The organism is Sphingomonas corticis (genome assembly GCF_012035195.1).
GTDB classification, from domain to species: Bacteria; Pseudomonadota; Alphaproteobacteria; order Sphingomonadales; family Sphingomonadaceae; genus Sphingomonas; species Sphingomonas corticis.
On record NZ_JAAVJH010000001.1, the window covers coordinates 164,979 to 185,543 of the forward strand.

21 protein-coding genes, 1 tRNA gene and 1 other RNA gene are annotated in these 20,565 nt (G+C 70.8%); 10 read left to right on the top strand and 13 right to left on the bottom strand.

Translation table 11 applies throughout. From position 1 onward, the window contains the following. Positions 1–9: 9 nt before the first annotated feature. Positions 10–462 (bottom strand): iron-sulfur cluster assembly scaffold protein, encoded by a 453-nt coding sequence (locus HBH26_RS00855; RefSeq protein WP_168132669.1) that lies wholly within the window; start codon positions 460–462, stop codon positions 10–12. Continuing rightward, positions 459–1,013 carry a CvpA family protein gene (locus tag HBH26_RS00860; RefSeq protein WP_168132670.1) on the bottom strand — a complete coding sequence of 185 codons (555 nt, stop codon included), beginning with the start codon at positions 1,011–1,013 and terminating at the stop codon, positions 459–461. Before HBH26_RS00860 ends, HBH26_RS00855 begins: the two co-directional genes overlap by 4 nt. Positions 1,014–1,136: 123 nt before the next feature. Between HBH26_RS00860 and HBH26_RS00865 the strand changes: the two genes are divergently transcribed. After that, positions 1,137–2,852: a LysM peptidoglycan-binding domain-containing protein gene (locus HBH26_RS00865; RefSeq protein ID WP_168132671.1), complete on the top strand. Its 1,716-nt coding sequence runs from the start codon at positions 1,137–1,139 to the stop codon at positions 2,850–2,852. A 63-nt stretch (positions 2,853–2,915) separates the two neighbouring features. After that, complete coding sequence (locus HBH26_RS00870; protein ID WP_168132672.1) at positions 2,916–3,860, top strand: hypothetical protein; 945 nt, start codon at positions 2,916–2,918, stop codon at positions 3,858–3,860. Positions 3,861–3,867: 7 nt separating this feature from the next. Here the strand turns inward: HBH26_RS00870 and radA are convergent, their stop codons facing one another. Next, positions 3,868–5,241 carry a DNA repair protein RadA gene (gene radA / locus HBH26_RS00875; RefSeq protein WP_168132673.1) on the bottom strand — a complete coding sequence of 458 codons (1,374 nt, stop codon included), beginning with the start codon at positions 5,239–5,241 and terminating at the stop codon, positions 3,868–3,870. A gap of 131 nt (positions 5,242–5,372) precedes the next feature. On the opposite strand from radA, the gene HBH26_RS00880 reads away from it, so the two are divergent. Continuing rightward, positions 5,373–6,008, top strand: coding sequence for a YceI family protein (locus HBH26_RS00880; RefSeq protein ID WP_168132674.1), 636 nt, complete (start codon positions 5,373–5,375; stop codon positions 6,006–6,008). Positions 6,009–6,017: 9 nt separating this feature from the next. Here the strand turns inward: HBH26_RS00880 and HBH26_RS00885 are convergent, their stop codons facing one another. Beyond that, a complete protein-coding gene (locus HBH26_RS00885; protein ID WP_168132675.1) occupies positions 6,018–6,413 on the bottom strand; it encodes a BLUF domain-containing protein in 396 nt (131 codons plus the stop codon). A 266-nt stretch (positions 6,414–6,679) separates the two neighbouring features. On the opposite strand from HBH26_RS00885, the gene leuA reads away from it, so the two are divergent. Continuing rightward, positions 6,680–8,338, top strand: a complete 1,659-nt coding sequence (leuA, locus tag HBH26_RS00890) for a 2-isopropylmalate synthase (protein ID WP_168132676.1) — start codon at positions 6,680–6,682, stop codon at positions 8,336–8,338. Positions 8,339–8,412: 74 nt separating this feature from the next. On the opposite strand, the gene HBH26_RS00895 is transcribed toward leuA, so the two are convergent. The 3 genes from HBH26_RS00895 to folE are packed head-to-tail and all read right to left on the bottom strand — an operon-like array spanning position 8,413 to position 10,140. Next, positions 8,413–8,763, bottom strand: a complete 351-nt coding sequence (locus HBH26_RS00895) for a dihydroneopterin aldolase (protein ID WP_168132677.1) — start codon at positions 8,761–8,763, stop codon at positions 8,413–8,415. Then, on the bottom strand, positions 8,756–9,484 hold the full coding sequence (locus HBH26_RS00900) for an SDR family oxidoreductase (protein WP_168132678.1): 729 nt from the start codon (positions 9,482–9,484) through the stop codon (positions 8,756–8,758). The genes HBH26_RS00895 and HBH26_RS00900 overlap by 8 nt, the downstream gene beginning before the upstream one ends. 17 nt (positions 9,485–9,501) lie before the next feature. Then, complete coding sequence (folE, locus tag HBH26_RS00905) at positions 9,502–10,140, bottom strand: GTP cyclohydrolase I FolE (RefSeq protein ID WP_168132679.1); 639 nt, start codon at positions 10,138–10,140, stop codon at positions 9,502–9,504. A 207-nt stretch (positions 10,141–10,347) separates the two neighbouring features. Between folE and HBH26_RS00910 the strand changes: the two genes are divergently transcribed. The 4 genes from HBH26_RS00910 to HBH26_RS00925 all read left to right on the top strand — a co-directional run bounded on the left by HBH26_RS00910 (position 10,348) and on the right by HBH26_RS00925 (position 14,317). After that, entirely contained in the window at positions 10,348–13,350 is a 3,003-nt protein-coding gene (locus HBH26_RS00910; RefSeq protein ID WP_168132680.1) for a TonB-dependent receptor, read from the top strand. Between the two features lie 88 nt (positions 13,351–13,438). Then, complete coding sequence (locus HBH26_RS00915) at positions 13,439–13,645, top strand: hypervirulence associated TUDOR domain-containing protein (RefSeq protein ID WP_168132681.1); 207 nt, start codon at positions 13,439–13,441, stop codon at positions 13,643–13,645. A gap of 48 nt (positions 13,646–13,693) precedes the next feature. Beyond that, positions 13,694–13,957: an SWIB/MDM2 domain-containing protein gene (locus HBH26_RS00920; RefSeq protein WP_168132682.1), complete on the top strand. Its 264-nt coding sequence runs from the start codon at positions 13,694–13,696 to the stop codon at positions 13,955–13,957. A gap of 283 nt (positions 13,958–14,240) precedes the next feature. Beyond that, positions 14,241–14,317: transfer RNA gene (locus HBH26_RS00925), tRNA-Arg, on the top strand. A 130-nt stretch (positions 14,318–14,447) separates the two neighbouring features. Here the strand turns inward: HBH26_RS00925 and ffs are convergent. The 4 genes from ffs to HBH26_RS00945 form a co-directional block, all read right to left on the bottom strand. Continuing rightward, an RNA gene (gene ffs, locus HBH26_RS00930) (signal recognition particle sRNA small type) lies at positions 14,448–14,542 on the bottom strand. Between the two features lie 93 nt (positions 14,543–14,635). Then, the gene (locus HBH26_RS00935; protein WP_168132683.1) at positions 14,636–14,929 is read right to left on the bottom strand and encodes a 2Fe-2S iron-sulfur cluster-binding protein; all 294 of its coding nucleotides are present in this window, start codon (positions 14,927–14,929) and stop codon (positions 14,636–14,638) included. Beyond that, positions 14,926–15,999, bottom strand: coding sequence for a cysteine desulfurase family protein (locus HBH26_RS00940; RefSeq protein WP_168132684.1), 1,074 nt, complete (start codon positions 15,997–15,999; stop codon positions 14,926–14,928). The genes HBH26_RS00935 and HBH26_RS00940 overlap by 4 nt, the downstream gene beginning before the upstream one ends. Continuing rightward, complete coding sequence (locus tag HBH26_RS00945; RefSeq protein WP_168132685.1) at positions 15,996–17,069, bottom strand: cysteine desulfurase family protein; 1,074 nt, start codon at positions 17,067–17,069, stop codon at positions 15,996–15,998. Before HBH26_RS00945 ends, HBH26_RS00940 begins: the two co-directional genes overlap by 4 nt. Positions 17,070–17,134: 65 nt before the next feature. Between HBH26_RS00945 and HBH26_RS00950 the strand changes: the two genes are divergently transcribed. Further along, a complete protein-coding gene (locus HBH26_RS00950) occupies positions 17,135–17,791 on the top strand; it encodes an alpha/beta hydrolase (RefSeq protein ID WP_168132686.1) in 657 nt (218 codons plus the stop codon). Between the two features lie 175 nt (positions 17,792–17,966). Here the strand turns inward: HBH26_RS00950 and HBH26_RS00955 are convergent, their stop codons facing one another. Both HBH26_RS00955 and HBH26_RS00960 read right to left on the bottom strand, forming a co-directional pair. Further along, complete coding sequence (locus HBH26_RS00955; RefSeq protein WP_168132522.1) at positions 17,967–18,137, bottom strand: hypothetical protein; 171 nt, start codon at positions 18,135–18,137, stop codon at positions 17,967–17,969. Beyond that, entirely contained in the window at positions 18,134–19,105 is a 972-nt protein-coding gene (locus HBH26_RS00960; RefSeq protein WP_338057200.1) for a threonine ammonia-lyase, read from the bottom strand. The genes HBH26_RS00955 and HBH26_RS00960 overlap by 4 nt, the downstream gene beginning before the upstream one ends. Positions 19,106–19,244: 139 nt before the next feature. On the opposite strand from HBH26_RS00960, the gene HBH26_RS00965 reads away from it, so the two are divergent. After that, positions 19,245–20,474: an alanine racemase gene (locus tag HBH26_RS00965; protein WP_168132687.1), complete on the top strand. Its 1,230-nt coding sequence runs from the start codon at positions 19,245–19,247 to the stop codon at positions 20,472–20,474. Positions 20,475–20,565 lie beyond the last annotated feature (91 nt).

Consider the following 20,565-nt stretch of genomic DNA (forward strand, 5'->3'; position numbering starts at 1 on the left):
TGCGTCCCTTCACGCCGTGGCTCGCGCGGCGCGACCCGCGGTCTCCGCCGCGGTCTCCGCCGCCTCCGCCGCCGCCTCGAAGGCCAGGCGGATCGACGGGTGTCGCGCGGTGAGCGGCAGGCCGGGCGCGAAGATGTCGATCCCCGGCCAGTGGGGCACCGCCCCCTGCCCCGCCAGCCACGCGGTCAGCGCGTCGCGCGCCGCGGCGATCTCCGCCGGGGAGCGCCCGACGGCGTGGCGGGCCAGCAGCGTGGAGGACGCCTGGCCCAGCAGGCAGGCGCGCACCAGCGTGCCCACGCGCGCGACCCGTCCCTCGCCGTCGAGCGCCACGTCGACGGTCACGCGGCTGCCGCAGATCGGCGAGCGCTTCTCCGCGGAGGCGTGCGCGTCCGTCAGGCGGTCGGGAAAGGGATTGCCCGCCGCCAGCGCGGCGATCTCGGGCGTGTAGAGGTCGAGGCTCATGCGGCATTTCCCAGTTCGGTGGCCGGCTCGCGCGGGCCGAAGACGGGCTCGCCGCGGCGGCGCCGGTCGACGAAGTCGGCGATGGCGCCGCTCGTGGCGCGCAGCAGCGGGTAGGTGCGCGCCTCGCGGATCCACGCCGGCCGCTGCGACGGTCCGCCGCCCAGCGTGTCATAGACCAGCGCCATCAGGATGAAGGCGAGGCTGGCGAGGATCAGCCCCTTCAGCGCGCCGAAGCCGAAACCCAGCGCGCGGTCGATCGGGCCGAGGACGGAGGTGCGCGTGCGCCGGCCGATCGCGTTCACCACCAGCTTGCCGAGGAAATAGGTACCGCCGGTCAGGAGGAAGAACGCCAGCATCGCCGCGCCCGAGGTGCTGCCGACCGTGTCCGCCAGCCGGGCGCTGAGCGGCAGGTGGAACAGCTTCACCGCGAACACCATCGCGACCCACGCGAACAGGGCCAGCACCTCCGCCACGAACCCGCGCTTCGCGCCGAGCAGCGCGGTGGCGCCCACGAGGACGAGGACGACGATATCGAGACCCTGGAGATTCATCTTTGGCTAGATACGGCGGCAGGGCGACGGCCGCTAGGGGGCGCACCCGCCTAGTCGATCCGCTTACAGACCCGCCGGCTGCCGGGCGCTAGCGTGGCGGCATCGGATGAGGTGGAGAGCGGCATGACCAGCGTGACCGGCGGCATCGAGACGAAGCTCAGCGGCACGACGCTGTTCGCCGACGGCGAGAAGGGCACCGGGCCACTGGCTCCGGGCGCACTCGACCGGCTGATGGCGAGCGGCAGCGGCCTGGCGCGGTTCCGCGGCGACGACGGCGTCCACGTGGTGGCGAAGGGCGAGACCCTGTCGTCGATCGCCGCGCGCGCGGGCACCGACTGGCAGACGCTGGCGCGGATCAACGGCCTCGCCGATCCCGACCGGCTGAGCGTCGGCCAGCGACTGCAGCTGCCCGATGCGCCCCGGGTGCATATCGTTCGCGCCGGCGAGACGGTGTCGGGCATCGCGCGCGCGGAGGGGACGAGCGTCGCCGCGATCACGCGCGACAATCGCCTGGCGGATGCCGACCTGATCCACCCCGGCCAGCGGCTGACGATCGGCGCGCGGGCATCTTTCCCGGTTCCTTCGACCGCGTCCGCGGCGCCTGCTGCCCCCACCGTGGCACCCATCGCACCGGCGACGACGGCCGCGATTTCGCCCGGCGCCGCCTCGGTGCGCGCGGCCGACGTCGCGGCGGATCGTGCCGCGGGGCACCAGTCGATCGGCAAATGCTACGCCTGGGTGAAGACCGCGTTGCAGCAGGCAGGCGCGGTGCCGGACTATATGCCCGGCGTGGCCGCCAAGGATGCCGGGCCGACGCTGGAGGCGCGCGGCTTCGTCAACCTGCTCGACCGGCCGGGCAACGCGATCCGCTCGCCCTATGACGCGCCAAAGGGGGCGGTGCTCGTCTACGGCGCGGCGCCCGGCGCGGTCGACCGCAACGCGCGATACGGCCATATCGAGATCCGCACCGGCACCGGCTTCGCCAGCGACTATGCCTCCGCCAACGCGCGCACCGGCGCCGCCGCCAACGGGCTGGAGGGGCGCGGCCGGGTGCTGACCGGCGTCTACGTGAAGCCGGACGCGGCGCCCGCCGCCGCGCCTGCGCCCACTGGCCCGACCCCGACTGCGGCCGAGGGGGCCTATGCTCCCGCCAACCTGCGCCTGGGCGCCAACGAACCGCATCGCGCCGCCATCGTCGAGGCGGCGACGCGGACCGGCATGACGCCGCAGACGGTCGCAGCGATCATCGACGCGGAGACGCTGAAGGACGCCAACGGCGTGTGGCGCGCCGATGCCGCGGCCAGCACCTCCTCCGCGGTGGGTATGACGCAGTTCCTGAAGGGCACCTGGGTGGCCGAGGCACAGCGCGCGGGCGGCGTCCTCAACGCGGAGGCGAAGGCGGCGGGAGTCGTCGACGCGAACAACCGCGTGGTAGACCGCGACGCGCTGCTGGCGCTGCGCACCGATGCGCGGCTGTCGATCCTGGCAGGTGCCGATTACGCGCGGCAGAACCTGGCGGCGCTGACCCGCGGCGGCAGCGTGCCGGCGGATGCCTCGCCCGCCGCGCTCGCGAAATACGCCTATCTCGCGCATCACGAGGGGCTGGCCGGCGCACGCGGCTTCGTGTCGGGCGACATGAGCTACCTGCGCGACGCGACGTTCGAGGCGAACGTTCCCGCCGCGAGCCGCCAGCGCTACCTCGACGCGGCGGGGGGCAGCGAGCCGCTCGCCTATCGCAATTGGCTGTCCGACTACGTCGACCGCCGCATCGACGTGACGCGCTTCATGGGCGATGCGGCGGGAGTCGAGGTGCCGGCGACGCGCAACCTGGTGCGATAGGAGCGGTGCGGGCACCGGACCGGATGCTTCAAGTCGTGCGCAACGGCGGCTAGACGGTCGCGCATGATCCGGACGATGCCCGCGCCCGCCCTCCTGACCATCCTCGCGCTCGCCGGGTGCAGCGCCGCGCCCGAGGCGGCGATCCCGGGCAATGCGGCGACCGCCGCGGCACCGGAAGCCGCCGCCTCCGCCTACGAGCCGTGCCGCGACCGGGCCGACGGCGATCCTGCGGCGCTCCAGCGATGCGCCGACGCGGAGATCGCGCGGATCGAAAAATCGCTGCCGGGCCACGAACAGGCCGAACGGGACCATCGCGCCGCGCTGGCCGCGCTCGGCGACGACGCGATCGAGCGCGGCGTGTTCGGCGCGGGCGCGGCGGCCGGCGTCGCGGCCGCCGATGCCGCGGTGCGGCTGTCGCGCGCGCGCGCTTCGTGGCTCGCCGGCGGTCCGGCGCCCACGGGACGCGCCGGGGCGGCCGCGCTGGGCGAGGCCGCGCGCACCGCCTGGGAGGCCGCCCGTGTTTCCGCCTGCGGCGCCTGGCACCCCGCCGACTGCGCCGCGCGCTACGACGCGCTGCTCGCACCCTATCTGCCGGAGCCAGCCCCCATGACCGATGCCGTTTCGACCACCGCCACCACAGCCACCGCCGCCGCCACCGGCCTGCCGCTGCCCGACTGCACGTCGGTCAAGGCATCGGCGCTAGTCGGTGGAGCGCTGGGCGACGCCTTCTACCGTCGCTATCCCAAATCGCTCGCCGACCCGGCCGCGGTCGAGACACTGGCGCTGGATGACAGCGAGATGGCGAACGTGGTCGGCTATCTTGCCTGTGTCGCGACGCTGACCGACGGCGATCCGGTGGTCGCCGACAATGCCGCCGCACTGTTCGCCAGCCCCCGCCACGGCCGGGCCGCCTTCGCCCGGCTGGAGGCGCTCGCCGCAAAGGGTGGCGCCGAGGCGGCCGGCGCGGCGCGCTTCCTCCGGCAGATGAAGGCGCAGGTCGCCGGATAGCGCGCGATCATCCGCGACCGAGCAGGTGGTCGACGAACTGCCCGAGCGTCCGGAACGACGACGTCCTCATCGCCTCTCCCGCGGAGCCGCCGGCGACCGGCAGCAACGCCCGCTCGAACCCCAGCTTGGCCGCCTCCTTCAGGCGCAGCGGCGCGTGCGCCACGGGGCGCAGCTCGCCCGACAGCGCGATCTCGCCGAAGGCGACCGCGTCGGCGGGCACCGCGCGCTCGCTGAGCGCGGAGACCAGCGCCGCCGCCACCGCCAGGTCGGCGGCAGGGTCCTGAATTCGATAGCCGCCGGCGACGTTGAGATAGACCTCGCAGGTGGAGAAGCTGAGGCCGCAGCGCGCCTCCAGCACGGCCAGGATCATCGCCAGCCTGCCCGAATCCCACCCCACCACCGCGCGCCGCGGCGTGGCGCCGCTGGCGAGGCGGACGACCAGCGCCTGGATCTCGACCAGCACCGGGCGCGTCCCCTCCAGCGCCGGGAACACCGTCGCCCCGGTGACGCCCTCCTCGCGCTGCGTCAGGAACAGCGCGGACGGGTTCGACACCTCGGCCAGGCCGCTGCCCTGCATCGCGAAGACGCCGATCTCGTCGGTGCCGCCGAAGCGGTTCTTCAGCGCGCGAAGGATGCGATACTGGTGGCTGCGCTCGCCCTCGAACGCCAGCACGGTGTCGACCATATGCTCCAGCACGCGCGGTCCCGCGATCGTGCCGTCCTTCGTCACGTGCCCGACCAGCACCACTGCCGTCCCGCGCTCCTTGGCGAAGCGGATCAGCTCCTGCGCGCTGGCGCGGACCTGGCTGACGGTGCCGGGCGCGCCCTCGATCAGGTCGGAGTGCATGGTCTGGATGGAATCGATCACCAGCAGCGCGGGCGGCGTGCCCTGCGACAGCGTGGTGAGGATGTCGCGCGTGGAGGTGGCCGCCGCCAGCCGCACCGGCGCGTCGCCCAGCCCCAGCCGCTGCGCGCGCAGCCGCACCTGGTCCGCCGCCTCCTCGCCCGAGACATAGGCAACGCCGTGCCCGGCCCGCGCCAGCGCGGCCGCGGCCTGCAGCAGCAGCGTCGACTTGCCGATGCCGGGATCGCCGCCGATCAGCGTCGCCGATCCCGCCACCAGCCCGCCGCCCAGCGCGCGGTCCAGCTCGGCGATGCCGAAAGGCGTGCGCGGCGGCAGCTCCACCTTGTCGTCCAGACCGACCAGCTGGATCGCGCGCCCGCCGCCCTGCAGGTTGTGCTTGGCCTGAAACGGCGTGACGACCGCCCCCGCCTCCTCCACCAGCGTGTTCCATTCCGAGCAATCCGCACACTGCCCCTGCCAGCGCGAGCTGACCGAACCGCACGCCTGACACACGTATCGCCGCTGCACCTTCGCCATCGCGCGGATGTAGCCGATGCGGAACAGGAAGGGAACGGGTGCGTGCGCGAAAACGGCGCGTTTCGCGCACGCCCGCTTCCCGGCGTCGCGCGATTGTGGTTCAAGTCGCGCCACGAACAGGGAGAAGACCGATGCGCCTGATGCTCGCCGCCGTTACCGCCGCCTTCCTCGCCGCGCCGCTCGTCGCGCAGGCGCCGATGGCCAAGCCCGGCGCGAAGGACGCCCGCCGCGTCACCGGCGGCACGTACAAGACCGATCCCGGCCACACGCTGGTGACGTGGACGGTCGATCACATGGGCTTCACGCCCTACACCGGCATCTTCGGCGACGTCGCTGGCACGCTGGAGTTCGACCCCAAGGCGCCGAACGCGGCCAAGCTGGACGTGACCATCCCGGTCGCGAAGGTGACGACCGCCTCGTCCGGCCTCACCGCCCACCTGCTGCGCGGCGGCAAGGACGGCGGCAAGCCCGACTTCTTCGGCGCCAACCCGGCGGATGCGCGCTTCGTGTCCACCCGCGTGGTGTCGAAGGGACAGGCGGCGACGATCACCGGCAATCTGACGCTGAACGGCGTCACGCGTCCGGTGACGCTCCAGGCGCAATTCTACGGCGCGGGCAAGGCGCCGGCGCAGATGGGCGGGGGCGAGAACATCGGCTTCACCGCCACCGGCACGATCCGCCGCAGCGAGTTCGGCATCGGCTACGGCATCCCGATCGTGTCCGACGCGGTCAAGCTGGACATCGCCGCCGGCTTCATGAAGCAGTAATCGGCCGCGTCACGCGGCGCGCCGCACCGTCGCCAGCCCGGCGAAGGTGCCGCGCACCGCGGGCGACGCGCCGGCGACCAGCCGCTCCACCTGCGCCACGAAGGCATCGCCGTCCGCATCGGCGGTGCGGGCGGCCATGTCCCAAGGGCCGAACTCGCGTGTGGCGATCTCGCGGCGCGACAGGACGACGACGGCGCGGTGGCGCGGGTCTTCGCGGATGCGTTCGAAGGCGGCCTCCACTGCTGCGGCCTCCCCCTCCAGCGCCTGAAGGAAGCGCACGCCGTCGGCGAACAGCAGCCCCGTCACGCGGTCGCGCGCGTTGTTGCGGCGACTGGTGGCGAGGATCTGGTCAAGCCCCTGCGTTTCGCGCGCGGTGGCGGAGCTGATATAGACGAGCTGCAGCATGGGACATCCTGGATAGAGCTGCCATCACTCTGCACCGTCCTGCTTTCCGGAAGGTAAAGGCCGCCGCACGGGCAGGTCGGCGGCAAGTCGCTTCTGGACAAGCCATGCGCGCGACGGCATGACGCGGCGGCATGATCCGTCGACTGCCCCTCGCGCTTCGACTTACGCGCCCTTAGGCGCGACACCTGCCGCGTGCCCCGCGCACGCCCCGCGCCTAAGGGCCCGACCGACCTTCTATCCCTCGATCGACCGCGAGAGTTTCGGCCATGCTGCGCGACCCATCCGCCAAATACCGCCCTTTCCCCACCGTCGACATCGCCGACCGTACCTGGCCGTCGAAGGCGATCACGCGCGCGCCGCGCTGGCTGTCGACGGACCTGCGCGACGGCAACCAGGCGTTGATCGATCCGATGGACGCGGAGAAGAAGACGCGCTTCTTCGACCTCCTCGTGAAGGTGGGGCTGAAGGAGATCGAGGTCGGCTTCCCCAGCGCGGGCGCGACCGAGTTCGACTTCATCTCCGGCCTGATCCGCTCCGGCCGCGTGCCCGACGACGTGACGGTACAGGTGCTGACGCAGTCGCGCCGCGACCTGATCGAGACCAGCTTCGCCAGCCTCAAGGGCGCGAGGAGCGCGATCGTCCACCTCTACAACGCCGTCTCGCCCGCCTGGCGCAAGATCGTCTTCGGCATGACGCGGGACGAGGTGAAGGCGATCGCGGTCGCGGGCGCGAAGGTGCTGCGCGACGAGGCGGCGAAGCAGCCCGACGTCGCCTGGCAATTCGAATATTCGCCGGAGACCTTCTCCACCGCGGAGCTCGACTTCTCGCTCGAGGTCTGCGCCGCGGTGATGGACGTCCTGCGCCCGACGAAGGACGCGCCGATCATCCTGAACCTGCCCGCCACGGTCGAATGCGCGACGCCCAACGTCTACGCCGACCAGATCGAGTATTTCTGCCGCCACCTGCCCGGTCGCGACGCAGCCGTCATCTCGCTGCACACGCACAACGATCGCGGCACCGGCGTCGCGGCGGCGGAGCTGGGGCTGATGGCGGGGGCGGACCGGGTCGAGGGCTGCCTGCTCGGCAATGGGGAGCGTACCGGCAATTGCGACCTCGTCACCGTGGCGCTCAACATGTACACGCAGGGGATCGACCCCGCGCTCGACCTCTCCGACATAGACGAGATCGTGAAGACGGTGGAATATGCCACCAGCATCCCGGTCCATCCGCGCACGCCCTATGCCGGCGACCTCGTCTTCACCGCCTTCTCCGGTTCGCACCAGGATGCGATCAAGAAGGGGTTCGCGGCGCAAGCCGCGCGCAACGACGATTACTGGGAGGTGCCGTACCTGCCGATCGACCCCGCCGACCTCGGCCGCAGCTACGAGGCGGTGATCCGCGTCAATTCGCAATCGGGCAAGGGCGGCGTCGCCTGGGTGCTGGAGCAGGACAAGGGCCTGCGCCTGCCCAAGCGGCTGCAGGCCGATTTCTCGCGCCACGTCCAGGCGCTCGCGGACGCGACCAGCCGGGAGCTGAACGCCGCCGACATCTTCGCCTGCTTCGCCGCCACCTACCTGCCGGGCGAGAGCGACCGTTTCGTGCTGCGCGACTATGAGGAGACAGGCGCGGCGGGCGACCGGCTGTTCGTCGGTCGCGTCGCGATCGACGGCCAGGAACGGTCGCTGTCCGGCCGCGGCAACGGGCTGATCTCCGGCGTGGTGGCCGCGCTGGCCGACAGCACGGGGCCGACGCTGGACGTGGTCGACTATGCCGAGCACGCGATCGGCCACGGCGCCGAGGCGCAGGCGGTGGCCTATGTCGAGTGCCGCGCCGACGACGGGCGCACGATATGGGGAGTCGGCATGGACACCGACGTCGCCACCGCCAGCGTGCGCGCGATCCTCTCGGCGGCGAACCGCGCGTAAGCGCAGCCTGGAAGGTCCAACCACGGCCTCGAAGGCCGCCGGTTCGCATCATGATGCCGGTTGGCGCCCACGCCTCAGCCCCGCCGCCGCACCACCTCGCAGCCGACGGTCGCATCGGGATAGACGTCCAGCTTGGTCGAGCGCACCTGCGCCTCGACCACGCGCTCGTCCGCGAGGCACAGTGCGGCGACCGCGTCGACCAGCGTCTCCTGCAAGGCGAATCCATGGGCGGCCAGCGCGAGGATGCCCTCGCGCACCGCGTCGTAGTCCATCACCTCGTCGATCCTGTCCGCGCCGGGAGCGCGCGGATAGGACAGCGTCATCCGCACCGACAGACGCACGCGCTGCGGCGCGGCCTCGTGCGGGTGGATGCCCAGCCGCATCGCGACGATCAGGTCGTCGATGATGATCGCATAGTCAGCCATCGCGCCCCTCGAACATCACGTCGCCGTCGCGCTTCAGGAAGCGCTGGCCGGCATCCACGTACAGCGTCTGCCCGGTGACGCTGCGCGCCTCCAGCAGGTAGACCACGGCCGCGGCCACGTTCTCGGCACCAACCGGGCGCCCCAGCAGGTTCATCCGCGCCACCCGATCGAACGCCGCATCGGACTGGTCCCCGCTCCTCAGTGTCAGCCCCGGCGCGACCGCGTTCACCCGCACCCGCGGCGCGAACGCCTGCGCCATCATCGTCGTCGCGCCGGCCAACGCGTATTTGCTGAGCGAGTAGCTGAAATAATCGGGGTTGGGATTGGCGAGCTTCTGATCGAGCAGGTTCACCACCGCGCCTTCCCCGCCCTGCCCGGCGAGCGCCGCCGCCAGCACGGCCGGCGCGACGCAGTTCACCGCGTGGAGCCGCGTGGCGAGCGCGGGGTCGATCCGCTCGGGCCGGTCCTCCTCGAACAGCGAGGCGGAATTGACGAGACCATGGATCGCGTCGCCTCGCGCCGCGCGCGCGAACAGCGCGGGCAGCGCCGCGGTGTCGGCCAGGTCGCCGCCCACCGTCGCGCCCCCCAGCTCGCGCGCCAGCGCCTCGGCCTCGTCGCGCGAACGGCCGTAGTGGATCACCACCGCGTGCCCCGCCCCCGCCACCGCGCGCGCGATCGCCGCGCCCAGCCGCTTGCCCCCGCCCGTCACCAGCACCCGCATCGGTTCGCTCCCCGGGGTCAGCGCGCCAGCCCCATCAGCGAGAGCACCTCCTTGCGGCTCCGCTCGTCGTCGCGGAACACGCCCATCATCCGGCTGGTCACCATGCCCACCCCCGGCGTGCGGACACCGCGCGCGGTCATGCAGGCGTGGCTCGCCTCGACGACGACGGCGACGCCCTGCGGCTTCAGGCCGTTCCAGATGCAGTCGGCGACTTCCGCCGTCAGCCGCTCCTGCACCTGCAACCGCCGCGCGAAGCCGTGCAGCACGCGCGCCAGCTTGGAGATGCCGACCACGTGGTCGCGCGGCAGATAGGCGATGTGCGCCTTGCCGATGATCGGCGCCATGTGATGCTCGCAATGCGACTGGAACGGAATGTCCTTCAGCAGGACGATTTCGTCGTATCCGCCCACCTCCTCGAACACGCGCGACAGATGCTGCGACGGATCGTCGGCATAGCCCGCGCAATATTCCTTCCATGCGCGCGCCACGCGCTTGGGCGTGTCGAGCAGGCCCTCGCGCGCGGGATCGTCGCCGGCCCAGCGGATCAGCGTGCGCACCGCTTCCGCTACGTCATCGGGCACTTCGATCTTCGCGGGCGTGCCGATCAGGTCGCCATCCTCCGGCTCACCGGGCACAATATTCGCTTCGTCTTCCATTCCCATCCTTCGATTACATACCGCATCGCAGCAGAGACTAGGTTCGGTTCTGCAACTGTTTCATTTATGACACTAGCGGAAGAAGCCGGGTAATTGCGTCATCAAAACGTTTGACGAACGAAAATTTCCGCCGCTAGTCTCCATACCGGAACATCGAACGATCGTGACCCGGCAAAAAGTCGGGCGCGACGAACCGGAGGGGATCACATGAGGAAGATGGAGCTTCTTGCCGCGTCCGCGATCGCGCTGGTCGCCGCCGCACCCGCCTCGGCGCAGACCGGCGCCACCACCAGCGCGGAAAACACCGCGCCCACGCGCGGGCCGGGCCAGGAAGCGCCGTCCTCCACTACGGATACCGGGCCGACCTATGCCGGCGACATCGTCATCACCGCGCAGCGCCAGTCGCAACGGCTGCAGGACGTGCCGATCGCGGTCAGCGCCTTCACCGCGGAGAACCTGGAGAAGCAGCAGATCGTCAACCCGGTGGCGTTGCAGCAGACCCTGCCGAACATCACCTTCACGAAGACCAACTTTACCTCCTCCAGCTTCACCATCCGCGGCATCGGCGACCTGTGCACGGGCGTCACCTGCGATTCGGCAACGGCGATCCACGTCAACGACATGCCGCTGCTCGGCACGCGCCTGTTCGAGAGCGAATTCTTCGACCTCGAACGCGTGGAGGTGCTGCGCGGACCGCAGGGCACGCTGTTCGGCCGCAACGCGACGTCGGGCGTCGTCAACTTCATCACCGCCAAGCCGGATCTGTCCGGCATCCGCGCCGCCGGCGAGTTCGAGTACGGCAATTTCGATTCGAAGCGCGTGAAGGGCATGCTGAACCTGCCCATCACCGAGACGCTGGGGGTGCGCGTCGCCGGAACCTACCTGAAGCGCGATGGCTTCACCTTCAACGAGGCGACCGGCAACCGCATCGACGACCGCGACCTCTACGCCGTGCGCGGCACGCTGTCCTGGGAGCCGACCAGCGACACCCGCGTCGACCTGATCGGCTATTACTTCCGCGAGAAGGATCGCCGCAGCCGCATCCAGAAGCAGCTGTGCAAGCGCGACCCCACCGGCATCCTCGGCTGCTCGCCCGACCAGCTGGCCTTCGAGACGGCCAACGCCAATTCGACGCTGGCCAGCGTGCTGACCAGCCGCGAGTTCTTCACCGTCGGCGTCAGCCCGGCCGTGGCCCCGTTCGCGCTGGGCAGCGTCTACCAGGCGCAGGACCAGTTCTTCGGCGCGACCAACCCGCGTGACGTGCGCCGCGTCCGCATCGACTACGAACCCACCTATTTCGCGGAGGAACAGCAGTACACGCTCAAGCTGTTCCACGATTTCGGCCCCGTCAGCTTCAACTTCACGGGCGGGTACATGGAAAGCCGGGTGGACTCCACCTCGGACTACAACCTGGCGATCGAGAACAGCTACGCCGGCAATGTGGGGCTGAACACGCTGAACGCCATCGGTCGGCCGGGGCTGCCGGGCGCCGCGTTCAACAACGTGCGCCAGTACCTCATCCCGAACGGGCCGTCGTCGCTGTGCCAGTCGACGCCCAGCCCGACCAACACCGGCGTCTACGGCGGCAATTCGGTCTGCGCGCCCACCAGCCTCGACTACGACCGGTCGGTGGGCCGAAACCGGCAATATTCCGCCGAGGCTCACATCGACAGCTCGTTCGACGGCATGTTCAACTTCCTGATCGGAGGCATCTACTTCGACAGCAAGGCCCGTGACGTCGATTACTACGTCACCGCCTTCGGGCTCGACTATGCGTCGGGCATCCTCGGCTCCGCCGCGTCCGGTGGCACCTCCTTTGCCGCGTCTCCGTACTTCCGGAGCGCGTCGCCGGAATTCCGCCTGAAATCCTACGGCATCTTCGGCGAGACCTATTTCGAGTTCAACGACGCGCTTAAGCTCACGCTCGGCCTGCGCTACAACAACGACGACAAGTCCGTCAGCGCGCGGACGACGCTGCTGACCGACAACAGCGTGCCGAGCCGCACGGTGCTGGTGCCCTTCGGCACGACCGATGCCAACGGCACGATGAACAACGGCAATTTCGACTATAATTCCGCCGTCGCCGGTACCCAGCCGTTTGCCGAAGACAGCGTCAGCTTCCAGCGGCTGACCGGGCGCGCGGTGGTCGATTACAAGATCACGCCCGACAATCTGATCTACGCCTCTTATTCGCGGGGTTACAAGTCGGGCGGCATCAACCCGCCCCTGTCGCCCGTGTTCGCCGTCCCCACCACCTTCGCGCCGGAGAAGGTCGACGCGTTCGAGATCGGGTCGAAGAACACCTTCGGCAACGGCCAGTTGCGACTGAACGTCACCGGCTTCTACTACAAATACCAGGGCCTTCAGCTCAGCCGCATCGTCGCGCGCACGTCGGTGAACGACAACATCAACGCCAACATCTACGGCGTCGAGGCCGAAGCGGTGGTCAGCCCGGTGCCCGCGCTCCTCATCAACATGAACTTCAGCTACCTGAAGTCGAAGGTGTCGGACGACAGGTTCCTGGCGAACCCGCGCGATCCTTCCGGCGGTCGCTCGGACGCGGTCATCATCAAGGACATCACGAACGCGTCCAACTGCGCGATCGTGCCGACCACCGCGGGCAACGTCGTCGGCGTGAACACCTACGTCGCCGCGGTCAACTCGGGTATCGGCCTGCGCGCGCCGACAGCGGTGCCGGGGACGAACACCACTGGCGCGTTCAGCGTCTGCTCGGCGCTTGCGGCGACGGCGGCGAACCCGCCCGCGGCGCTACGCGCGCTGTTCGGCGTACCCGCGGGCGCCCTGCCGTTCACCGTGCTCGGCTCGGGCGTGGAAGTGAACGTGCGGGACAACAACCTGCCGAACGCTCCCACGTACAAGTGGGCGGTCGGCGCGCAGTACACGATCGACATGGGCAGCAGCGGCTGGAACATCGTGCCGCGCGCGGACATCAACTACACCGGCAACAGCTGGGGCACGATCTTCAACCGCAACCCGATCGACCGGATCGAGGGCTATGAGGTCGTCAACGCGCAGATCCAGCTGAACGCGCCAGACGACCGCTTCTACATCCGCGGCTTCGTGCGCAACCTGACGCAGAACGACGCGACGACGGGCATGTACGTGACGGACCAGTCCTCCGGCCTGTTCACGAACATCTTCACGATCGAGCCGCGGACCTACGGCATCGCCGCCGGCTTCAAGTTCTGATGTCGCGCGGGGGTGCCGCCGGGCATCCCCGCAACCTTTGCGCCACGCCAGCCATTGCCCTCCCGCACACGATTGGGAGAATGATGCCATGACGAAGCAGTTGAAGAGCGGCGACGAGGTCAGCTGGAAGTCGCACGGCGGCACGGCGCACGGCAAGGTCGAGAAGAAGGTGACGTCGGACACGAAGATCAAGGGTCATCAGGTCCGCGCGTCGAAGGACGAGCCGCAATATGTGGTGAGGAGTGACAACGGGGGAAAGGCGGCGCACAAGGCGGCCGCGCTCCACAAGGAGTAGCGGTGATTCAGCCGGCGCTTGGGGCCGGCGCATACAGGAAGGAACGACATGGCCACCACGACGACGAAGACCGGCGGCATCCACGCCCCCGTGCAGCCCTCGGCGGAGCTCGGCGCGGTCGTCGGCAACGAGAAGCTTCCGCGCAGCCAGGTCATCAGCAAGGTTTGGGACTATATCAAGTCGAACAACCTGCAGAATCCGGAGAACAAGCGCGAGATCCTGGCGGACGACAAGCTGAAGAAGGTCTTCGGTCGCGACAAGGTGACGATGTTCGAGATGAACAAGTACATTTCCCAGCACGTTAAGGCCTGAGGCTTCCCGCCTTGGGCAGGCGCCTCCGCGAAGATCGGCGTGCGCGCCGACACATCTTCTCACCCCGTCGATGTACCGGGGTCCAGCGACCCGCATGCTCGATCGCGAGAGGGCCTGCGACGCGCAGGATGCCGGACGAACCCGGTGTGACGAAGAGGGCCTTCGCGGAGGTCTCGGCCCCAGCCGGAGCCGCGCTTCCCACGCGGTCGAAGCAGCCGGGGGCAAGCCCCCGCGCGACAGGCGCTTGATCGCGCCCGCGCCCGGCTCTACCGCACCCATGCGTGCCCCCGTAGCTCAGCAGGATAGAGCGACGGTTTCCTAAACCGCAGGTCGTGAGTTCGAATCTCGCCGGGGGCACCATTGCGGCTCGCCCGATCGATGGCGTCGATGTGGGTAGCGCCGCGGCGAAGGCGCGCCGTTGGACGGCGCGATGCGCCGCTGGCCGCGCTCCCCGGCGTGGCGTCGCTGGTGCGACGCGCTTGCCGGCTGCGCGGTGGGAGCCGGGCGACCCGCGACGAAATCGTTGCGGCTGCTTCCTTCCGGACCTGACCGGGTTGGCGACGGCCGCGCCCACCCGACTCCCGCGCGCCCTATGGCGGAGCCGGGCGGCGCGTTCAAGCCTCCGCGTCGCCCCCGCTGAAGCAGACCGACGGGACACCGCGCGCCGGGCCGTGTCCGTCAGCTGTCCGGCACGGCGAACGACAGGCCGGCGAGCCCCTCGTCGAGGCGGATCTGGCAGGACAGGCGACTGGTCGCCACCGCGTGCGGGACGAGGTCCAGCATGTCCTCCTCCTCCTCGCTCGCGTCCGACAGGCGGGCCATGTCCGCCGGGGCGATCACGACGTGACATGTCGCACAAGCGAGGTCGCCGCCGCAGGTCCCCTCCAGCGGCAGGCCCGCGCGCCGGCCGGCATCGAGCAGCCGCTCGCCCGCCCGCCCCTCGATCTCGCGCCCGTCGGCGTGGAGGATCATGCCGCCACCCGCTGTGCGTCCGCCGCCTGCGTCAGCCGGTCGCACGCCGCCGCCAGCTGCTCCGCGGTCGTGTAGCGGCCGAACCCCAGCCGCACCGAGGAGCGCGCCTGCGCGTCGGTCAGGCCGATGGCGCGCAGCACGTGGCTGGGCCGGCCCGAGCCGCTGGCGCAGGCGGGCCCGGCGGAGAAGGCGAGGTCGCGGCACTCGCTCATCAGCCGCGCCACGTCCAACCCGTCGCGCCGCACGTTCAGATTGCCGGGATAGCGCGCCGTGACGCTGCCGTTGACGGTCCAGCCGGGCAGATGTCGCCGCGCCACCTGCGCCAGGTGCGCGACATGCGCCGCATCCTCCTCGCCGCGCTCGCGCATCAGCCGTGCCGCCGCGCCGAAGCCGGCGCACAGCGCAGGCGACAGCGTGCCCGATCGCCCGCCCTCCTGATCGCCGCCGTGAAGCAGGGTGGCCGGCCTCGCGCCGTCGCGACACCACAGCGCGCCGATCCCCTTGGGCCCGTGCACCTTGTGCGCCGACAACGCCACCAGGTCGCACGAGTCCGGCACGCCGACGCGGCCATAGCCCTGGACCGCGTCGCACAGCAGCATTGCGCCGGCCGCGTGCGCGCGCTCCGCCCAGTGCGCAACCGCCTGGATCGTGCCGATCTCGTTGTTGACCAGCATGGTCGCGACCAGCCCGGTGCCCGGGGGCAGCGCGGTCGGTTCCGCCAGCCCCTCCCCATCGACCGGCAGGATCGTCGCCGCCCGCCCGGTCGCCGCCGCCGCCTCCGCCGTGTCGAGCACCGCCGCATGCTCGGTCGCCAAGGTGACGATGCCGCCGTGCGTCCCCTTGATCGCCCAGTTGAGCGCCTCCGTCGCACCCGAGGTGAAGATCACGCGCCCGCCCGGCGGCAGCAGCCGCGCGATCTCCTCCCGCGCCACCTCCACCGCCGCCTTCGCCGCGCGCCCGGCGCGGTGAGCGGAGTGCGGGTTGGCGTGGCCGTCGCGCAGCCACGGCAGCATGGCGTCGAGGGCCTCGGGCGCGAGCGGCGTGGTCGCCTGATAGTCGAGGTAGGTCATGCGGCGAACCGTCGCGCCCCGCGGGCCACCGCGCGCCACGCGGCGACGAAGCGGTCGACGTCCGCCCCCGTCGTGGTGCGGCCGAAGCTGACGCGCACCACCTCGCGCACCCGCTCCTCGGGCCAGCCCATCGCCCGCAGCACGTGGCTGGGCTTCATGCTGCCGCTGGCGCAGGCGCTGCCCGCCGACACGGCGATGCCGTCCAGGTCGAAGCGGATCAGCTGCGCCGTGGCCGCCATGCCGGGCATGCGGTAGCTGCCGATCGCGGGATGGCGCACCGCGCCGTCCGCCACCACCTCCCCGCCCGAGCGGCGGATCGCATCGTCCAGCCGCGCGCGCAGGTCGGCGTGGTCGGGTTCGGGCTCGTCCAGCGCGGCGGCATAGCCGAGCACGCCCGGCAGGTTCTCCGTGCCCGGGCGATAGCCGCGTTCCTGCCCGCCGGTGGGCGCCAGCGTCGCGAGATCGCGTACCAGCAGCGCGCCGACGCCGGGCGGGCCGCCACGTTTGTGCGCGGACAGCGCCACGAAGTCGGCGTGCCGAACCGGCGCGGGCGAGGCGGGCATCTGCGCCGCATCCACCAGCAGCAGCCCGCCCGCGGCATGCACCGCCTGCGCCACCTCGGCAAGCGGCTGGATCACGCCGGTCTCGCTGTTGCACCATTGCACCGCGACCAGCGCGTCGCCGCCATCGATCGACGCGGGATCGACGCGTCCCGCGGCGTCGACCGGGATCACGTCCGCCCGTCCCGCCGCGCGCAGCGCCGCGTCGTGCTCCACCGCGCTCACCAGCCGCCGCGCCGGGGTGGCGCGGGCCAGCGCCAGGGCCAGCGACTCGCTCGCCCCGCTGGTCAGCAGCACCTCCCCCGGCCAGCCATAGGCCGCCGCGATCCGCCCGCGCGCCTCTTCCAGCGCCGCGCGCGCCGCCCGACCCTCCGCGTGCGGCGACGACGGATTGGCCCAGTGCGCCATGGCCCCGGCCACGGCGGCGCGCGCCGCGGCGGTCATCGGCGTGGTGGCGGCATGGTCCAGGTAGAGGCGTTCGCCGTGACGATCGGGCAAGAGACGTTCCATTATCGCAATGTCGCCCTATATAGCGCCGCGATCCCCGCGTTCCCACGCGCTATCGAAAAGAGACCATGCCCGAAGTCATCTTTCCTGGGCCCGACGGCCGCATCGAAGGCCGCTTCTCCCCCGCCCCGCGCCCGCGCGCACCGGTGGCGATGATCCTGCACCCACATCCCAATGCGGGCGGCACGATGAACAACCGCATCGTGCAGGACCTGTACAAGACGTTCCAGCGCCGCGGCTTCGCCACGCTGCGCTTCAACTTCCGCGGCGTGGGCAAGAGCCAGGGGACGTTCGACAACGGCATCGGCGAATTGTCCGACGCCGCCGCCGCGCTCGACTGGGTGCAGAGCTTCCATCCGGAGGCGCAGACGACCTGGATCGCCGGCTTCTCGTTCGGCGCGTGGATCGGGATGCAGCTGCTGATGCGCCGCCCGGAGATCCGCGGTTTCATCTCGATCGCGCCGCCCGCCAACCTCTACGACTTCAGCTTTCTCGCCCCCTGCCCCTCGTCGGGGATCATCATCCAGGGTGCGGAGGACGAGGTGGCGACGCCGCTCGCGACGCAGAAGCTGGTCGACAAGCTGCGCACGCAGCGCCACATCACCATCCACCACGACACCATCCCGCGCGCGAACCATTTCTTCGAGCACGAGATGCCGGACCTGATGCGGTCGGTGGACAATTACCTCGACATGCGGCTGGACCCGAACTCGCCGATCAAGTGAGGTGAATGGCCGGTGAGCGCGGGATTCCGTCACGCCGGCCTTGTGCCGGGTCCGCCGTGCTGCGGACCCGATGGCCTGCAGGTTCCGGGCGCGGCTGATGCCGGGAGAAGCCCGGCATGACGGTGGAGAGATTGGCAGAGGTCTCTACCAGCTCAGGGTGATGAAGGCGAAATCGCTACATCGTCCAGATCAGCACGTTAGCGACCAGCACCGCCGCCATCACGAGCATCAGCGTGCCGCGCTTCCGGTCGCGGCCGGTGGCGATCAGATAGCCGCCGCCGCCCGCGCAGGCGAAGGCGCCGAGCATCGCGATGGCGGGCGCCGCTGCCGCGATCCCCTGCATCACGCGGCCCCCGCGCCGATCGCCCGCGCATAGGCGTCGACGTCGACGTTGCCGCCCGACAGCAGCACCAGCGTTCCCGGATCCACCGCCACTTTGCCCGCCAGCAGCGCGGCGAGCGCCACCGCGCCGCCCGGTTCGACCACCAGTCGCAGCGTCTCCGCCGCCCAGCGCTGCGCCGCTCGGATCTCCGCCTCGCTCACCGCCACTCCGGTCGCGTCGCGGCGCGACAGCACGTCGAAGGTCAGCGGCGAGACGCGGGTCGTCTGCAGGGAGTCGCAGGCGGTGGGCGGCGGGTTGGGGCCGACAGGCTCGATCCAGCTCGCCTCCAGGCTGCGGCGCATGTCGTCCCAGCCGTCCGGCTCCACCACCGTCACCCGCGCGTCGGCGAGCGCCAGCGCGAGACCGGCGGCAAGCCCCCCGCCCCCGCACGGCACGACGATGTGCGCGGGCGCGCCGAGCCCCGCCGCGTCCATCTGCGCCGCCGCCTCGATACCCGCACTTCCCTGCCCCTCGATGATCCAGGGGTCGTCGAAGCTGGGCACCAGCGTGGCGCCACGCGCCTCCGCCAGCCGCGCCGCAATCGCCTCGCGCGACTCGGTCGCGCGGTCGTAGTCGACCACCTCCGCGCCGAGCGCCAGCGTCCCTTCCCGCTTCGCCCGGGGGGCGTCGGCCGGCATCACGATGGTGGCAGGCATTTTCAGCCGCCGCGCCGCCCAGGCGACGCCCTGCGCATGGTTGCCCGACGAGAAGGCGACGACGCCGCGGCGCCGCGCCTCCGCGTCCAGCGCCGTGAGCCGGTGCCACGCGCCGCGGATCTTGAACGCGCCGATCGGCTGCAACGACTCGGCCTTGAAGGCCACGTCCCGCCCTCGCACCGCCCGTACGTAGAGCGGCGTGGGCGGCAGGATCGCCGCGATCTTGGCCGCTGCGTCGCGCACGCCGGCGCGGGTGGGGTGTCGCACGATCGTCACAATCTCACCATTCGTCGCACCAGCCACTTTACATCGCGAAATCGCGACCCTAATTCGCGCCTCCGCTGCCCCATGGGACTTCCAACCGCAAGGCAGCTTTCGAACGTCGTCGCCGAAAGGCACTTGGAGGTCCCTTGAATTGCACCAGCATCCTCGCGCGTTGGGGCTAGCCGCCCCGTCGACTGCTCCTGCCTCCGTCGCGGGAGCCATCGAGATCGCCCAGCGTCAGCCGGTCCAGCCGGTCACGCTCGTCCGTCCGCACGCCGCGGCTCGGGCCGCCCGGTTCTTCGTGGAGAAGTTCCCGGGCCGCTCGATGTACGCGGTGAAGGCGAACCCGAGCCCCGAGCTGCTGACGATCCTCTTCGAGAACGGCATCACGCACTATGACGTCGCCTCCATCGCGGAGGTGCGGCTGGTCGCGCGCACGCTGCCCGGCGCCACCTTGTGCTTCATGCACCCGGTGAAGGCCGAGGAGGCGATCGCCGAGGCGTATTTCACGCACGGCGTGCGCACGTTCTCGCTCGACAGCATGGAAGAGCTGGAGAAGATCGTCCGCGCCACCCGCCACGCCAGCGACCTGACGCTGTGCGTCCGGCTGCGCGTGTCGTCGGAGCATTCGAAGCTGAGCCTCGCCAGCAAGTTCGGCGTCGCGCCGAACGAGGCGAAGGAGCTGCTGTTCGCGGCGCGCCAGGCGGCCGATGCGCTCGGCATCTGCTTCCACGTCGGATCGCAGGCGATGACTCCCGACGCCTATGCCGAGGCGATGGAGCGGGTGCGCCAAGCGATCGTCGAGGCGGCGGTGACGGTGGACGTGGTCGATGTCGGCGGCGGCTTTCCCTCCGCCTACCCCGGCATGACGCCGCCGCCCTTGGAGCGCTATTTCGAGACGATCCATCGTGCCTTCGAATCGCTGCCGATCAGCTATTCGGCGGAGCTGTGGGCGGAGCCGGGTCGTGCGCTGTGCGCGGAGTACAGCAGCATCGTCGTGCGCGTGGAAAAGCGCCGCGGCAGCGAGCTGTACATCAACGATGGTGCGTACGGCGCGCTGTTTGACGCCGCGCACGTCGGCTGGCGCTTCCCCGTCGCCTTGCTGCGGGAACCCGAGTCGACCGTGCGCGATCACGGCTTCAGCTTCTACGGCCCGACCTGCGACGACATCGACCACATGGCAGGGCCCTTCGAGCTGCCGGCGGATGTCGGCACCGGCGACTATATCGAGATCGGGATGCTCGGCGCCTACGGCTCGGCGATGCGGACCGCCTTCAACGGCTTCGGATCGGACGAGACGGTGATCGCCGAGGACGAGCCGATGGTCTCGCTCTACAGCACCGTGGAGCGCGAGGTCGCCTCGAACGTCGTGAAGCTGTAACAGTCGCGTTTCAACGAATTGGCGGCGGCGCGCAGCGGCGCGTCGCCGTCCGCGGGGCATCGCCCCATGGGTCAGCGCGTCCCCTTCGAAC

Coding starts and splice junctions, on each gene's coding strand:
- HBH26_RS00880 (WP_168132674.1), top strand. CDS start 5,373: ATGCGCCTGATGCTCGCCGCCGTTACCGCCGCCTTCCTCGCCGCGCCG.
- HBH26_RS00855 (WP_168132669.1), bottom strand. CDS start 462: ATGAGCCTCGACCTCTACACGCCCGAGATCGCCGCGCTGGCGGCGGGC.
- HBH26_RS00870 (WP_168132672.1), top strand. CDS start 2,916: ATGATCCGGACGATGCCCGCGCCCGCCCTCCTGACCATCCTCGCGCTC.
- HBH26_RS00940 (WP_168132684.1), bottom strand. CDS start 15,999: ATGACCTACCTCGACTATCAGGCGACCACGCCGCTCGCGCCCGAGGCC.
- HBH26_RS00945 (WP_168132685.1), bottom strand. CDS start 17,069: ATGGAACGTCTCTTGCCCGATCGTCACGGCGAACGCCTCTACCTGGAC.
- HBH26_RS00950 (WP_168132686.1), top strand. CDS start 17,135: ATGCCCGAAGTCATCTTTCCTGGGCCCGACGGCCGCATCGAAGGCCGC.
- leuA (WP_168132676.1), top strand. CDS start 6,680: ATGCTGCGCGACCCATCCGCCAAATACCGCCCTTTCCCCACCGTCGAC.
- HBH26_RS00910 (WP_168132680.1), top strand. CDS start 10,348: ATGAGGAAGATGGAGCTTCTTGCCGCGTCCGCGATCGCGCTGGTCGCC.
- HBH26_RS00935 (WP_168132683.1), bottom strand. CDS start 14,929: ATGATCCTCCACGCCGACGGGCGCGAGATCGAGGGGCGGGCGGGCGAG.
- HBH26_RS00865 (WP_168132671.1), top strand. CDS start 1,137: ATGACCAGCGTGACCGGCGGCATCGAGACGAAGCTCAGCGGCACGACG.
- HBH26_RS00900 (WP_168132678.1), bottom strand. CDS start 9,484: ATGCGGGTGCTGGTGACGGGCGGGGGCAAGCGGCTGGGCGCGGCGATC.
- HBH26_RS00915 (WP_168132681.1), top strand. CDS start 13,439: ATGACGAAGCAGTTGAAGAGCGGCGACGAGGTCAGCTGGAAGTCGCAC.
- HBH26_RS00860 (WP_168132670.1), bottom strand. CDS start 1,013: ATGAATCTCCAGGGTCTCGATATCGTCGTCCTCGTCCTCGTGGGCGCC.
- radA (WP_168132673.1), bottom strand. CDS start 5,241: ATGGCGAAGGTGCAGCGGCGATACGTGTGTCAGGCGTGCGGTTCGGTC.
- folE (WP_168132679.1), bottom strand. CDS start 10,140: ATGGAAGACGAAGCGAATATTGTGCCCGGTGAGCCGGAGGATGGCGAC.
- HBH26_RS00920 (WP_168132682.1), top strand. CDS start 13,694: ATGGCCACCACGACGACGAAGACCGGCGGCATCCACGCCCCCGTGCAG.
- HBH26_RS00885 (WP_168132675.1), bottom strand. CDS start 6,413: ATGCTGCAGCTCGTCTATATCAGCTCCGCCACCGCGCGCGAAACGCAG.
- HBH26_RS00895 (WP_168132677.1), bottom strand. CDS start 8,763: ATGGCTGACTATGCGATCATCATCGACGACCTGATCGTCGCGATGCGG.